General features: G+C 69.0%; 11 protein-coding genes. 9 read left to right on the top strand and 2 right to left on the bottom strand.

Going from position 1 to position 14,388, the window contains the following annotated elements; translation table 11 throughout:
- Window positions 1-29 precede the first annotated feature (29 nt).
- A complete protein-coding gene (locus tag ACZLIF_RS00635; RefSeq protein ID WP_128990199.1) occupies window positions 30-644 on the bottom strand; it encodes a DUF938 domain-containing protein in 615 nt (204 codons plus the stop codon).
- Window positions 645-1,296: 652 nt separating this feature from the next.
- On the opposite strand from ACZLIF_RS00635, the gene ACZLIF_RS00630 reads away from it, so the two are divergent.
- From ACZLIF_RS00630 to ACZLIF_RS00590, 9 genes are read left to right on the top strand one after another with little or no spacing between them, the layout of a single operon-like run.
- Window positions 1,297-2,928 (top strand): TldD/PmbA family protein, encoded by a 1,632-nt coding sequence (locus ACZLIF_RS00630; protein ID WP_164972332.1) that lies wholly within the window; start codon window positions 1,297-1,299, stop codon window positions 2,926-2,928.
- Window positions 2,929-2,956: 28 nt separating this feature from the next.
- Entirely contained in the window at window positions 2,957-4,591 is a 1,635-nt protein-coding gene (locus tag ACZLIF_RS00625) for a TldD/PmbA family protein (protein WP_128987680.1), read from the top strand.
- Window positions 4,592-4,612: 21 nt separating this feature from the next.
- Complete coding sequence (locus ACZLIF_RS00620; protein WP_053515946.1) at window positions 4,613-5,947, top strand: TldD/PmbA family protein; 1,335 nt, start codon at window positions 4,613-4,615, stop codon at window positions 5,945-5,947.
- Window positions 5,947-6,654 carry a DUF4159 domain-containing protein gene (locus ACZLIF_RS00615; RefSeq protein ID WP_128987679.1) on the top strand — a complete coding sequence of 236 codons (708 nt, stop codon included), beginning with the start codon at window positions 5,947-5,949 and terminating at the stop codon, window positions 6,652-6,654. Before ACZLIF_RS00620 ends, ACZLIF_RS00615 begins: the two co-directional genes overlap by 1 nt.
- A 13-nt stretch (window positions 6,655-6,667) precedes the next feature.
- Window positions 6,668-7,651 (top strand): AAA family ATPase, encoded by a 984-nt coding sequence (locus ACZLIF_RS00610; RefSeq protein ID WP_128987678.1) that lies wholly within the window; start codon window positions 6,668-6,670, stop codon window positions 7,649-7,651.
- Window positions 7,652-7,658: 7 nt separating this feature from the next.
- Window positions 7,659-8,552 carry a DUF58 domain-containing protein gene (locus ACZLIF_RS00605; protein WP_065174124.1) on the top strand — a complete coding sequence of 298 codons (894 nt, stop codon included), beginning with the start codon at window positions 7,659-7,661 and terminating at the stop codon, window positions 8,550-8,552.
- Entirely contained in the window at window positions 8,549-9,676 is a 1,128-nt protein-coding gene (locus ACZLIF_RS00600; protein ID WP_128987677.1) for a BatA domain-containing protein, read from the top strand. Before ACZLIF_RS00605 ends, ACZLIF_RS00600 begins: the two co-directional genes overlap by 4 nt.
- Window positions 9,673-11,853, top strand: coding sequence for a hypothetical protein (locus ACZLIF_RS00595; protein ID WP_128987676.1), 2,181 nt, complete (start codon window positions 9,673-9,675; stop codon window positions 11,851-11,853). Before ACZLIF_RS00600 ends, ACZLIF_RS00595 begins: the two co-directional genes overlap by 4 nt.
- Entirely contained in the window at window positions 11,850-13,679 is a 1,830-nt protein-coding gene (locus ACZLIF_RS00590) for a hypothetical protein (RefSeq protein ID WP_128987675.1), read from the top strand. The genes ACZLIF_RS00595 and ACZLIF_RS00590 overlap by 4 nt, the downstream gene beginning before the upstream one ends.
- Before the next feature lie 18 nt (window positions 13,680-13,697).
- Here ACZLIF_RS00590 and ACZLIF_RS00585 read toward each other — a convergent pair whose 3' ends face one another.
- The gene (locus ACZLIF_RS00585; protein WP_229765778.1) at window positions 13,698-14,216 is read right to left on the bottom strand and encodes a hypothetical protein; all 519 of its coding nucleotides are present in this window, start codon (window positions 14,214-14,216) and stop codon (window positions 13,698-13,700) included.
- Window positions 14,217-14,388: the final 172 nt, after the last annotated feature.

The raw sequence follows: 14,388 nt of genomic DNA, 5'->3' as shown, positions 1-14,388 counted from the left end.
CGCCGGCCACCGTCAGCCGCGGCGGTTGCCTAGCCCAACCGCCACACCAACAGGCGGTTGTTGGCCGGCATCCCCACATCGCGCAGGCGGGTGAAGCCGCTTTCCGCGGCCAGCGCCTGCACGGCCTCCGCATCGCGGACGCCGCTGCGCGGATCCCGCGCCTTCAGCCACTCATCGAACCGCGCATTGCTGTCACTGGTGTAGCGGCCGCCGTAGTTGAAGGGGCCATACACCGCCAGCAGTGCGCCATGTCGCAGCACCGACGGCAACGCGGCAAACAGCGCCTGCACGTGCTCCCAGCTCATGATGTGCAGCGTATTGGCACTGCATGCGGCGTCGAACAGACTGCCCTCGGGCACCGACAGCCCTGCTGCCGGTGGCAGTTCCACCTGCAGCGCCACCGGCGGCAGCAGGTTCAGCAGTGCCGCCTCGGCGCGCCACGCCTCGATACCCGGCAGATGGTCCGGGTGGTCGCTGGGCTGCCAGCGCAGCCAGGGCCAGCGTTCGGCGAAGAACACGGCGTGCTGGCCGGTGCCGCTGCCGATCTCCAGTACCCGGTGGCGGTCGCCCATCCACGGATCGAGCGCGGCAGCGATCGGTTCGCGGTTGCGTTCGCAGGCTTCTGAATACGGCTTGCTCGACATCGGGATGGCATCCGGACGGGGTCGGACCATTGTGCACGAGGGAGGGTGTCCGGCAGGGCTGCGCCCTGCACCCACCGAAGCAACATCAACGTCAAAAGCGGGATTCCGTGGGATGGCGGGGCACTGTGGGTTTGCGGGGGCGCCGTGAACCCGTCCATGGGGGCTTGGTCGCCGCATCCATGCGGCTCACACCCCGCAAACCCACAGCGCCCCGCCTTCGACAGTTGGCCGCGATCTGTCGGAAATACTCTTGGGGTCAGATCCGTTTTCCGCAGGAGAACGGATCTGACCCCGGAATGTGATTCGATATCCAACAGCTTTCATCCACGCATGACGTGGATCTGCTGGCCACCGGCCAACTGTCGAAGGCGGGGTGGGTCCGGTTGCGGGGGCGTGAGCGCCATGGATGGCGCGACCGAGGCTACAGGGACGTATTCACGCCGTCCCCCGCAACCGGACCCACCCCGCCATCCCACGGAATGCCCGCTTTTGACGTTGACGTTGATTCCAGCAGGCGCAGGGCGGCAAGCCCTGCCGCGCCCCACCCATGACTGCAGTCACTTGTGCTGATTGCCCTCCGCTGGCGAAAGTCGAGCAGTTGACGTGATCGGCTTGGCCCGTTGCCGGCCGCACGCGAGTGAGAGAGAGCGCTGTGCAACGACGTGAGTTCCTGGCTTTATCCGGTCTGGGCATGGCCGGCCTGCTGCTGCCGCACGCGCGGTTGATCGCCGCCGAGCAGCTGCTCGAACCGGGCGACATGGCCCGCAGGAAGGTGCTGGCCGAGGCCGCGCTGGCCGCTGCCAAGCGGGCCGGGGCGACCTACTGCGATGTGCGCATCGGCCGCTACCTCAACCAGGCCGTGATCACCCGCGAAGCGCGGGTGCAGAACGTCACCAACAGCGAGTCGTCCGGCATCGGCATCCGGGTCATCGTCAACGGTGCATGGGGCTTCGCCGCCACCCGCGAGCAGACCCCCGCCGCGGTCCTGGCCGCCGTCGGGCAGGCCGCCGCCATTGCACGCGCCAACGCCCCCCTGCAGAGCCGGCCGGTGCAGCTGGCACCGGTCACCGGCGTCGGCGATGTGAACTGGAAGACCCCGATCCGCAGGAACGCGATGGCGGTGCCGATCCAGGACAAGGTCGACCTGCTGCTGAGCCTGAATGCGGCGGCGATGAACGCCGGTGCCGACTACATCAATTCCACCCTGTTCCTGGTCAACGAACAGAAGTACTTCGCCTCCAGCGACGGCTCGTTCATCGATCAGGACATCCATCGCATCTGGCTGCCCTTCACGGCCACCGCCATCGACAAGGCCACCGGCAAGTTCCGTACCCGCGCCGGTCTGTCCTCGCCGATGGGCATGGGCTACGAGTTCCTCGATGGCGACGCGCGCGGCAAGGTGCAGCTGCCCGGCGGCATCACCGCCTACCGCGACTCCTACGATCCGGTTGAAGATGCGATCGCAGCGGCGCGGCATGCGCGCGAGAAGCTGAAGGCGCCGTCGGTGAAGCCCGGCAAGTACGATCTGGTACTGGATCCCTCCAACCTGTTCCTGACCATCCACGAGAACGTCGGCCATCCGTTGGAGCTGGACCGCGTGCTGGGCTACGAGGCCAACTACGCCGGCACCAGCTTCGCCACCCTGGACAAGCGCGATGCTGGCTTCCGCTGGGGCAGCGACATCGTCAACTTCTTTGCCGACAAGACCCAACCGGGCAGCCTCGGTGCCGTCGGCTATGACGACGAGGGCGTCAAGACGCTGCGCTGGGACCTGGTCCGCGACGGCATCCTGGTCGATTACCAGGCCACGCGCGATGAGGCACACATCCTCGGCCGCGATGCGTCGCATGGCTGCAGCTACGCCGATTCCTGGTCCAGCGTGCAGTTCCAGCGCATGGCCAATGTCTCACTGGCGCCGGGCAGGCAGCCACTGAGTGTGGAGGACATGATCAAGGACGTGGAGAACGGCATCTACATCCACGGCCGTGGTTCCTATTCCATCGACCAGCAGCGCTACAACGCGCAGTTCGGCGGCCAGCTGTACTACCAGATCAAGGACGGAAAGATCGCCGGCATGGTCGAGGACGCGGCCTACCAGATCCGCACGCCGGAGTTCTGGAACGCCTGTACGGCCATCTGCGACGAACGCGACTTCCGGCTTGGCGGCTCGTTCTTCGACGGCAAGGGCCAGCCGGGCCAGGTCTCGGCGGTGTCGCACGGTTCGTCCACCACCCGCTTCAACGGCATCAACATCATCAACACCGCGCGCAGTCTCGGCGCTTGAGCCACCCCATCGTTCATGGAGAGCAGCCTTGCACAGACGTGACTTCCTGGCCCTGACCGGGCTTACCGCGGGCGGCCTGATCGTGCCGTCCTTCTTCGGCAAAGTGATCGCCGCCGAGCAGCTGCAGTCCAGCCTTGACCCCGCGCTGAAGAAGCGCCTGGCCGATGCTGCCCTGCAGGCCGCCCGCAGTGCCGGCGCCACCTACTGCGACGTGCGCATCGGCCGCTATCTGCGGCAGTTCGTGATCACCCGCGAAGACAAGGTGCAGAACGTGGTGAACACCGAGTCCACCGGTGTGGGCATCCGCGTGATCGTCAACGGTGCCTGGGGCTTCGCCGCCACCAACGCACTGGGTACTGCCGACGTGGCCAGGGCCGCCCAGCAGGCTGCGGCCATCGCCAAGGCCAACGCTGGCGTGCAGAGCGCGCCGGTGCAGCTGGCCAGCACGCCCGGCGTGGGCGAGGTCAGCTGGCGCACGCCGATCCGCAAGAATGCGATGGAGGTGCCGATCAAGGAGAAGGTCGACCTGCTGCTGGACGTCAATGCCGCAGCGATCGGCGCCGGTGCCAGCTTCGTCAATTCGATGCTGTTCCTGGTCAATGAACAGAAGTACTTCGCGTCCACCGATGGCTCCTACATCGACCAGGACGTGCACCGCATCTGGGCACCGATGACCGTCACCGCCATCGACAAGACCAGTGGCAAGTTCCGCAGCCGCGAAGGCCTGTCTGCGCCGATGGGCCTGGGCTACGAGTATCTGGACGGCGCCGCCGCCGGCAAGGTCGTCAGCCCCAACGGCGTGGTCAACTACAGCTCCTCCTACGACATGAAGGAGGACGCCATCGCGGCCGCCAAGCAGGCGCAGGAGAAACTGAAGGCGCCGTCGGTGAAGCCGGGCAAGTACGACCTGGTACTGGACCCGTCGCACACCTGGCTGACCATCCACGAGTCGATCGGCCATCCGCTGGAGCTGGACCGCGTGCTCGGCTACGAGGCCAACTATGCCGGCACCAGCTTCGCCACCCTGGACAAGCGCGAGCAGCGCTTCCAGTACGGCAGCGAGCTGGTGAACGTGTTCGCCGACAAGACGCAGCCGGGCAGCCTCGGCGCGGTCGCGTACGACGATGAAGGCGTGAAGTGCAAGCGCTGGGACCTGATCAGCAACGGCAAGCTGGTCGACTACCAGACCATCCGCGACCAGGCCCACATCCTCGGCAAGACCGAGTCCGATGGCTGCTGCTATGCCGACTCGTGGTCCAGCGTGCAGTTCCAGCGCATGGCCAACGTGTCGATGGCGCCGGGAAAGACGCCGCTGAGCGTGCCGGACCTGATCAAGGACGTGGAGAACGGCATCTACATCATCGGCGACGGCTCGTTCTCGATCGACCAGCAGCGCTACAACGCCCAGTTCGGCGGCCAGCTGTTCTACGAGATCAAGAACGGCCAGATCACCCGCATGCTGGAGGACGTGGCCTACCAGATCCGCACGCCGGAGTTCTGGAACGCCTGCACCGCCGTGGCCGACGAACGCGATTACCGCCTGGGCGGCTCGTTCTTCGACGGCAAGGGCCAGCCGGGCCAGGTCTCGGCGGTTTCGCACGGCTCGTCGACCGCACGCTTCAACGGCATCAATGTCATCAACACCGCACGCAGCCTCGGCTGACCGGTCAGGAGCCCTTACACCATGAGTATCTTCACCGAAGCCCAGGCCAAGGCCATCCTCGACAAGGTCATCGCCCTGTCCAAGGCCGATGAATGCACCGCCGTGCTGGCGGGATCGATCGCCGGCAACATCCGTTTCGCCCTGAACAACGTTTCCACCAGCGGCATCGTGGACAACACCGAGCTTGCCGTTACCGTGGCCTTCGGCAAGCGAGTGGGCACCGCCTCGATCAACGAGTTCGACGACGCCGCACTGGAACGCGTGGTGCGCCGCGCCGAGGATCTGGCCCGCCTGGCACCGGAGAACCCGGAGTTCATGCCCGCCATCGGCAAGCAGACCTACCGGCCGAGCCCGACCTTCAGCGAGTCCACCGCCGCCATCGATCCGGCATTCCGCGCCAAGGTGGCCGCCGATTCGATCGCGCCCTGCCGTGGCAACGGACTGATTGCCGCCGGCTTCCTTGAAGATGGCCAGGGCTTCTACGCCACTGCCAACAGCAACGGCAACTTCGGTTACCAGCGCACCACCAACTTCGACTACACCTGCACCGTGCGTACCGAGGACGGCCGCGGATCGGGCTGGGTCGGCCGCAACCTGAAGGACGCGGCGGACTTCAAGGCCGACCAGGATGTCCGCATCGCCATGCGCAAGGCCACCGAGTCGGCCGAAGCCAAGGCGCTGGAGCCGGGCAAGTACACGGTCATCCTGGAGCCGGCGGCGGCCGCAGGCCTGATCAGCTTCATGATGAATTTCTTCAGTGCGCGCTCGGCCGACGAAGGCCGCAGCTTCCTGTCGAAGAAGGGCGGCGGCAACAAGCTCGGTGAGCAGGTCTACGACCCGCGCGTGAACATGTATGCCGATCCGTGGCACCCGGAAGCGCCGGTGCTGCCGTGGGACAACGAGGGCATGCCGCGCGAGCGCCTGGCCATCATCGAGAACGGCAAGGTGGCCAACCTGGACTACTCGCGCTTCTGGGCGCAGAAGCAGGGCAAGACCGCCAAGGCCACGCCGGGCAACCTGCTGATGAGCGGCGGCGAGAAGAGCACCGCCGAGCTGGTGCGTGGCACCCAGAAGGGCATCCTGGTCACCCGCACCTGGTACATCCGCATGGTCGATCCGCAGACCGTGCTGCTGACCGGCCTGACCCGTGACGGCACCTTCTACATCGAGAACGGCCAGATCAAGCACCCGGTGAAGAACTTCCGCTTCAACGAATCGCCGGTGATCATGCTCAACAACATCGAAGAGCTGGGCAAGCCGGTGCGCGTGGCCGGCGACGAGTCGAGCTTCGTGATGATGATCCCGCCGATGAAGCTGCGCGATTTCACCTTCACCTCGTTGTCCGACGCCGTCTGATGGATCGCCGGGCCTGCCTGCGCTGGTTGGCTGCTGCCGCTTCGGCGGCCGCGCTTCCGGCCTGGGCACAGGCAGGCCCGCGCAGTTCGCGCTACGACTTCTGGTTCACCCGCCTGCAGTACGACTCGGGCGACTGGGACGTGGACGCGCGCATGCCGGCCAACCTGATCACTTCGCTGATCGACTACACCTCGCTGCGCGTGGACCCGCAGGAACACGTGGTGGCACTGGCCGACCCACGCATGCTGGAAGCCCCCTTCTGCTACCTGGCCGGGCACACGCTGGTGGAATTCAACGCCGCCGAGCGGCAGAACTTCGTGCGCTACGTGCGCAACGGGGGCTTCGTCTTCGTCGATGACTGCAACCATGACATCGATGGCCTGTTCGCAACCTCCTTCGAGGCGCAGATGGGCCGCCTGTTCGGGCCCCGGGCGCTGCAGAAGCTGCCCAACAGCCACGCGCTGTACCGCAGCTTCTTCCGCTTCCCCGATGGACCACCGGCCACCAGCTTCGAGCTGAACGGCTGGGGCGACGATCTGGTGCACGACTATCTGAAGGGCATCGAGGTCGATGGCCGCCTGGGCGTGCTGTACAGCAACAAGGACTATGGCTGCGAGTGGGATTACGACTGGCGCAACAAGCGCTTCCTGGCCGAGGACAACACGCGCTTCGGCGTCAACATCGTGATGTACGCATTGAACAATTGAGTGAGAGCCCCCCATGACCCGCCCTGATCTCGATTCCCTGCTGCCGCGCCTGCACGATCTGCGCGCCGCCCTGGCCCGTGCCGTGGTCGGCCAGCACACGGTGGTCGAGCAGCTGCTGATCGGACTGCTGGCCGGCGGCCACTGCCTGCTGGAAGGCGCGCCCGGCCTGGGCAAGACCCTGCTGGTGCGTTCGCTGGGGCAGGCGCTGGAGCTGCAGTTCCGGCGTGTGCAGTTCACGCCGGACCTGATGCCCAGCGACATTCTGGGTACCGAGCTGCTGGAGGAAGACCACGGCACCGGCCATCGTCACTTCCGCTTCCAGCAGGGGCCGGTCTTCACCAATCTGCTGCTGGCGGATGAGCTCAACCGCACGCCGCCCAAGACCCAGGCCGCGCTGCTGGAAGCCATGCAGGAACGCACCGTCAGCTATGCCGGCACCACCCATGCGCTGCCCGCGCCGTTCTTCGTGCTGGCCACGCAGAATCCGATCGAACAGGCCGGTACCTATCCGCTGCCGGAGGCCCAGCTGGACCGCTTCCTGCTGCACGTCCTGGTCGATTACCCCAGCGAGGCCGAGGAGCGCCAGATCCTGGAACAGACCACCGGCGGTGCCGGCGAGGCGGTGCCGAAGGTGATGGACGCCGCTGCGGTCATCGCCCTGCAGGCGGCAGTGCGCCAGGTGCACGTCAGCCCCGATGTGCTGGCCTGGATCACGCGGCTGGTGCGTGCCAGCCGACCCGGGCCGGAAGCGCCCGCGGCGATCAACCAGTGGGTGAAGTGGGGTGCGGGACCACGCGCCGGACAGTCGCTGGTGCTCGCGGCCAAGGCGCGCGCGTTGCTGCAGGGCCGCTTCGCCGCCACCCGCGAGGACGTGCAGGCCCTGGCTGCACCGGTGATGCGCCACCGCCTGCTGCTGTCGTTCGCCGCCGAAGCCGAACAGAAGCGCGCCGACGACGTGGTCGCCGCCCTGCTGCACGCCGTGCCGTTCCCGGGGTGATCCACGCGTGAGTGCTGGCACGCTGGTCCTGCCTCCCGAACTGCGAGCGCGCCTGCGCGCACTGCGGTTGCGGCCACGTCTGGCCAGCGGCGCGAGCGGCATCGGCCAGCACGCGAGCCGCAGTCGTGGCGCCGGCCTGGAATTCGCCCAGTACCGCGCCTACGAACCCGGCGATGAACTGCGCCAGATCGACTGGAAACTGTACGCGCGCTCGGACCGCTTCTTCGTGCGCGAGTCGGAGCGCGAAAGCCCGATCACGGTATGGCTGCTGCTCGATGCCACCGCATCGGCCGGCCAGTCCGACCGTGGCGCGCCGGCACGCAGCCGCCTGGATCACATGCGCATGCTGGCCGCCTGTGTCTGCGAGCTGGCACTGCAGCAGGGCGATCATTTCGGCCTGCTGACCGTCACCGGCGACGGCCTGCAGCTGGTACCCGCAGCGCAGGGCGCACGCCAGCGCGACCGCGTGCACCTGCAACTGCATGCCCTGCAGCCACGAGGCGGCTGGCCCGCCCGTGACACGCTGCGCCCGCTGTGGGAGCGCGTTCGCCCGGGCGACCTGCTGCTGGCCATCGGCGATGGCTTTGATGACGCCGGCATCGTGCTGCTGGAGCAGCTGGCCAGTGCACGCCGCGAGGTACTGCTGCTGCAGGTGCTGACCGCTGACGAGCGCGACTTCCCGTTCGATGCCGGCCACCGGTTCCGTGACCCTGAAACCGGCGAGGAACTGCTCGGCGATGGCGCGGCGATCCGCGCCGACTACCTGCAGCGTTTCACTGCTGCACACACGGCACTGCACCTGCGGCTGCAGGCCAGTGGCATCGCCAGTGCCACCGGCTGGCTCGATCAACCGGTGGACCAGCCGCTGCAGGCGCTGTTCGGCCGCGGGGGCGGCGCGTGAGCCTGCTGTTTCCGCTCGGGCTGGCCGCACTGGCGGCGTGGCTGCTGCCGCTGCTGATCCATCTCGCGCGTCGCCATCCCTATACGCCGTTGGACTTCGCCGCGCTGCGCTGGCTGCGTGCACGGATCCGCCCGCGCCAGCGCGTCCGCTTCGATGACTGGCCGCTGCTGCTGGTGCGGTTGCTGCTGCTTGCCGCGCTGGCCGTGCTGCTGGCGCGGCCGGCATTGACCGGACCGGCGCCGGCTACCGGCGCATGGACGGTCGTCGCACCCGGTCTGGATGCGACCGCGCTGCATGCCGGCGCTCCTGCCGACGACGACAACTGGCGCTGGCTTGCGCCCGGATTCCCCACCATCGACCAGCCACCACCGGCCACGGATGTGGCCCTGCCCAGCCTGCTGCGCGAACTGGATGCGAAGCTGCCGACCGGCACCGCGCTGACCGTGCACGTGCCCGATCCGCTGCCCGGCCTCGACGGCATGCGCCTGCAGCTCTCGCGGGCGGTGCAATGGCAGACACATCCCCGTGCGACCGCTGCAACGGCCGCGCCCACCCCGCTGCCGCAACTGCGCATGCACGCTGATGCCCCGGCCGCAGCACAGCGCTGGCTGGCTGCGCTGCAGCGCGCATGGGGCACCCGATCACCCGCGCCCGCCTTGCCTGCGGATGCGCTGCCCGCTTCGGGTGAAGTCGGTGTCTGGAGCCGCGCCGATGCGCTGCCCGCTCACTGGCAGGCATGGCTGCAGGACGGTGGCAGCGTGCTGACCGCCGCCCGGCCGGCAGCGGATGCACGCCCGCTGCTGCGCGACGCCGAAGGCGCGACGCTGCTGTGGCAGCAGCGCGTTGGCCACGGCCGCCTGCTGTTCCTGCCCGGCGAATGGAATGCCGCAGGCAATGCCGCGCTGCGCGATGCCCGCCTGCCGCACACCCTGCTGCAGGCGCTGCAACCCGCGCCGCCGCCGCGCTCAGGCGATGCGCAGGATCACGCACCGCGCCAGGTCGCCCTGCCGGCTGCCACGCCTGCCGTGCGTGAGCCCACCGCCTGGCTGCTGCTGGCCATCGTGCTGTTGTTTGCACTGGAGCGCTGGATGGCCAGCAGCGCGCAGCGGAGGCTGCCCGCATGACGATGCTGCAACGCGCCTGGCAGCGCGCACGGCGCCGTAGCGGCGCCATCACTCTGCTGCTGGGACTGCCGTGGGCGCTGGCCGCGACCACGCTTGCACTGCGCTTGGGCGGTTTCGATATCGCCTGCATCGTTGCGACGGCCACTCTGCTCGCCTGCACGGTGCTGGCCACGGTCCGTGCCCGCCGCTTGGATCGCCGCTGGGTGCAGCGCCGGCTTGACGGCAGCGGGGCCAGCGAAGACAGCGCCGACCTGCTGTTCGCCGATCCTGCCGCACTCAATCCGCTGCAGCAGCGCCAGCGCGCACACGTGCAGGCCGCGCTCGAACGCGCCATGCCGGAACTGCGTCCGCGCTGGCCGCGCGGCGCGTTGCTGCTGTGCTGGGTCGGGGGGATCGCCGTCGCACTGCTTGCGTTGGGCTGGCCACGGTCCGGTCCGTCCATGCCGGGCGTGCCCTCGTCGCGCCCCGCTGCCCCGGCAGTTGCGGGCCCGTTGCAGCTGCAGTCCGCCCGCCTGCGTATCGAGGCTCCGGCCTATACGGGTCAACCACCCCATAACCAGAACGCACTCGATGCCAAGGTCGCCGCCGACAGCCGCCTGGCGTGGTCGCTGCGCTTCGATCGTGCGCCCCGCAGCGCATGGCTGCAGTTCCACGATGGCCGGCGCGTGCCGCTGACCGAACGCGACGGCCAGTGGCAGGCGCAGGATGTGGCCCGTGCACCGGTGCTGTACCGCGTGGTCAGCGAACCGGCACTGGCCACGACACGCCTGTACCGCCTGGACGTGGTGGCGGACCGCGCCCCGACCGTACGCGTGCTGGAGCCCGCTGCCAGCCTGGTACTGGGCACGCCCGGGCAGCGCCAGTGGGCACTGCGCTTCGAGGCCAGCGACGATCACGGTGTGGCCACGCAGGCCCGCCTGTCGATCACCCTTACCCAGGGCAGCGGCGAGAACATCACCTTCGTCCAGCGCAGCGTGAAGCTCACCGGCAGTGGCGAAGCAACGGCGCGACGGTTCGCTCACACGCTGGATCTGGGCGCACTGGGAGCGCAGCCCGGCAACGATGTGATCGCCCAGCTGGAAGTGCGCGACAACCATGCCCCGACGCCCCAGACCGGCCGCAGCAGCAGCGTGATCCTGCGCCTGCCCAGCAGCGAGGCGGTACTGGGCGCCGAGCTGGAAGGCCGCATCAAGAAGACCCTGCCGGCCTACTTCCGCAGCCAACGGCAGATCATCCTGGATGCGGAGGCATTGATCCGCCAGCGGCGCAGCCTGGCCGCCGATGACTTCGTCAAGCGCAGCGACGCCATCGGCGTCGACCAGCGCATCCTGCGCCTGCGCTACGGCCAGTTCCTTGGCGAAGAGAGCGAAGGCGCGCCGAAGCCACCGCCGACCAGCGACCTGCCCACCAGTGACATCCCCACCGCAGACGACCACGACGGCGATCACGACCATGATCACGACCACGCGGCGCAGCCGCAGGCCGGCGACCACGACGCGCATGGCCACGACCACGGCGGCAACGCAGGCAACGCCGAGACGCCACCGGTGTTCGGCAGCGCCACGGACGTGCTGACCGAGTATGGCCACACGCACGACCACGCCGAGGCGGCGACCCTGCTCGATCCGCAGACCCGCGCGACGTTGAAGGCGGCACTCGACCAGATGTGGGCCTCCGAAGGCGAGCTGCGCCAGGGGCGCCCGGAGCAGGCGCTGCCCTACGCCTACAAGGCATTGGGATTCATCAAGCAGGTCCAGCAGGCCGAACGCATCTACCTGGCCCGCGTCGGCCCGGAACTGCCGCCCATCGATGAGGGCCGGCGCCTGGGCGGTGACCGCGCCGGGCTGGCCAGCCGACAGCTGCCACTGACGGCACGCACGGCACCGGACCCGGCCATCGTCGAGGCCTGGCAGCAATTGGGCGACGGCGACGGCACGCCGGATCTGGACGCGCTGGCGGGCTGGCAGCAGCGCAATGCGGCCTACCTGCCCGATGCGCTCGACCTGGCGGCCGCCATCGAACAGCTGCGCATCGAGCCGGGCTGTGCCAACTGCCGGCAGCGCCTGCGGGCACAGCTGTGGAGGGCGCTGCAGCGCCCCGTGCCGCAGGCCACACGTCGCAGCGCGGCCGATGCAATGGGGCAGCGATACCTGGATGCACTGGAGGCGCAGCCATGAACCTGTCGGCACCGGCTCTGTGGATCGCGCTTGTCCTGGTGCTGATCGTGTTCGTCGCCAGCGCGCGCCAGCTGCGCGCACCGGTGCGACCGCATGGCCCGCTGTCGGCCGTGCTCGGCCTGCAGGTCATCGCCGCTGCACTGCTGTACGCATGCCTGCTGCCGCCCGCACGGCAGCAGCCCGCTGCGGGCCTGGTGGTGCTGGGTGCCGATGCCGGAAGGGCCAGCGCGCAGCCGGCAAGCGAGGGACCGCTCATCCTGTTGCCCGAAGCCGCCCAGGTGCCGGGCGCGACGCGTGTGCCGGACTTGGCGACGGCGCTGCGCCAGCATCCCTCGACGCGGCTGACCCTGGTCGGCGCCGGCCTGGAGGCACGCGACCGCGACGCCACGCTGCCCGCGCAGGTCCATTGGCAGGCACCGCCCGCCCCTCGCGGCTGGACCGCGCTGCAACTGCCCGCGGATGTCGCCCCTGGCGCTCGCTTCGACGTGCAGGCGCAGGCCCGCGGCGTCCCCCGTGCGCAGGCTGAGCTGCTGGACCCGGCTGACACGGTGATCGATCGTGCCCCGCTGGGCGAGGACGGACGGGTGCGACTGAGTGGCGTGGCCCGTGCCGAAGGCCGCAGCGTGTTCCGCCTGCGCCTGCTGGATGGCGAAGGCCATGTCGTCGATACCGTTCCGGTACCCCAGCAGACCCTGCCGGCCACGCGGGTCCGCCTGCAGATCCGCGCCGGCACGCCGGGACCCGAACTGAAATACCTGCGACGCTGGGCCACCGATGCCGGCATCGACGTGCAGATGCAGGCCGACACCGGCGCCGGCCTCAGCATCAGCGCAGGCCAGGTTGGTCTGGACGCGGCATCATTGGCGCGCACCGACCTGCTGCTGCTGGACGAGCGCAGCCTGGCCACGCTGGGGAGTGGCCAGCTCGCAGCGGTGCGCCAGGCCATGCACGAGGGCCTGGGCGTGCTGGTCCGCAGTGCCGGCGTGCCATCGGCCGGAGCGCGGCAACGCCTGCGTGAGCTCGGCCTGCCCGTGCAGGGCGATGGCGCCAGCCGCAGCGTCACGCTGCCCGGCGATGGTGACAGCGCGATGCTGGCAGCCCGACGCGGTCCGCTGGCGTCGGGCACGCTGCCTACCCGCGATGGCGAAGAGGCTGATCGCGATTCGCATGCCGCCGCGCTGCCCACCTTGGAACAGCTTGCGCTGCAGGTGCCTGCCACCACCGCACTGCTGCACGACCGCAGCGGCGCTGCCATCGGAGGCTGGCGCGATGCCGGCAAGGGTCGCATCGGCCTGCTGCCGCTGACCGACACGTGGCGCTGGGTGCTGGCCGGCCGCGACGATCGCCATGGCGAGCTGTGGAGCGACGTGGTCGGCACCCTGGCGCGCGCGCAGGGCGGCAGCACCGCGCCGTGGTCGCCGCAGCCGATTGCGTGGGCCGGGGAACGACAGGCCCTGTGCGATGTGCGGGCGCCGTTGCAGGTGTTCGATGCACGGGGCGCGTCGGTGCCGCTGATCGTGGACGGCGGCACCGGCAGCGCACGCTGTGCCGGCTGGTGGCCACGCGAGGCCGGTTGGCACCGGCTGCAGCAGGGCGAACGCTCCTACTGGCGCTATGTGTTCGACAGGACGGATGCAGCGGCGCTGCACCGGCAGGGAATGATCGATGCGACGGCACAGGCCCTGGCCACCTCCGCACCGGTCAAGGCGCAGGCGACGCAGCCCGTACCGGGATCACGCTGGCCGTGGTGGCTGGCCTTCGTGCTGTGTGCGTCGCTGCTGTGGTGGCTGGAACGGCGGCCGCCCGGCGTTGCCCGTACGGCATAGCTTCCCCCCATCCTTCGCTCACTTCAGCGGCGGTGCACCACCGCAACCCTCCTGCTGCGCACAGAACTGCAGCGCGCGCCGCTGCTGTTCCGCGCTCAGTTCCGGCGGTGGCCGGGCGATGGCGGACTGGATCTGATCCGGCCCCCCGGTGATCTTGTTCAAGCCCTTGCCCGCCGCCAGCAGGCCCTTGACCACGCCCATCATCACGTAGCCGCCGGCCATGCTCACCTGCTCGGGCGTCGGCGGTTCACTCCAGTTGCGGCTGAAGCGGTTGTTCTCGATCTTCACCGGGTTCCTGAAGCGGTACAGATCCAGTGGCTGATCGTCTTCAGGCTTCAGCGCGCGCACTTCACCGAGGGTGGTGACGTTGCCCTGCGCGGGCGTGCCCTCGGTGGTCGCGACAGGCTCCGGTGGTGCGGCGACGGTCTGCCCGGGTTCGGGCACCGCCGATATGGGTGATGGCGCCTGCTGCGCCTGCGCGGTACCGGCCAGCACCAGGCCGGCCAGAAGTGCTCCCTGCGTTGCTCGTCGTGCCACCCCTACCGCCCCTGTTGGTTGCGTCCTTCGCCTGAGGATACGGATGGCGGCTTCAGATTTCGTTGGAACGGCGCGCGCTGTTCAGCCCGCGCTGAAGTGGACTGCACGTCCGCGCCCGCGAGGTGCACCTGTCATTTGTTCGAGGCGGGCCAGCCCGTTGTTCCGGCGCACG

This window comes from Stenotrophomonas sp. 2201_Sma, assembly GCF_056486685.1.
This window is presented reverse-complemented; position numbering and strand designations above follow the sequence as displayed.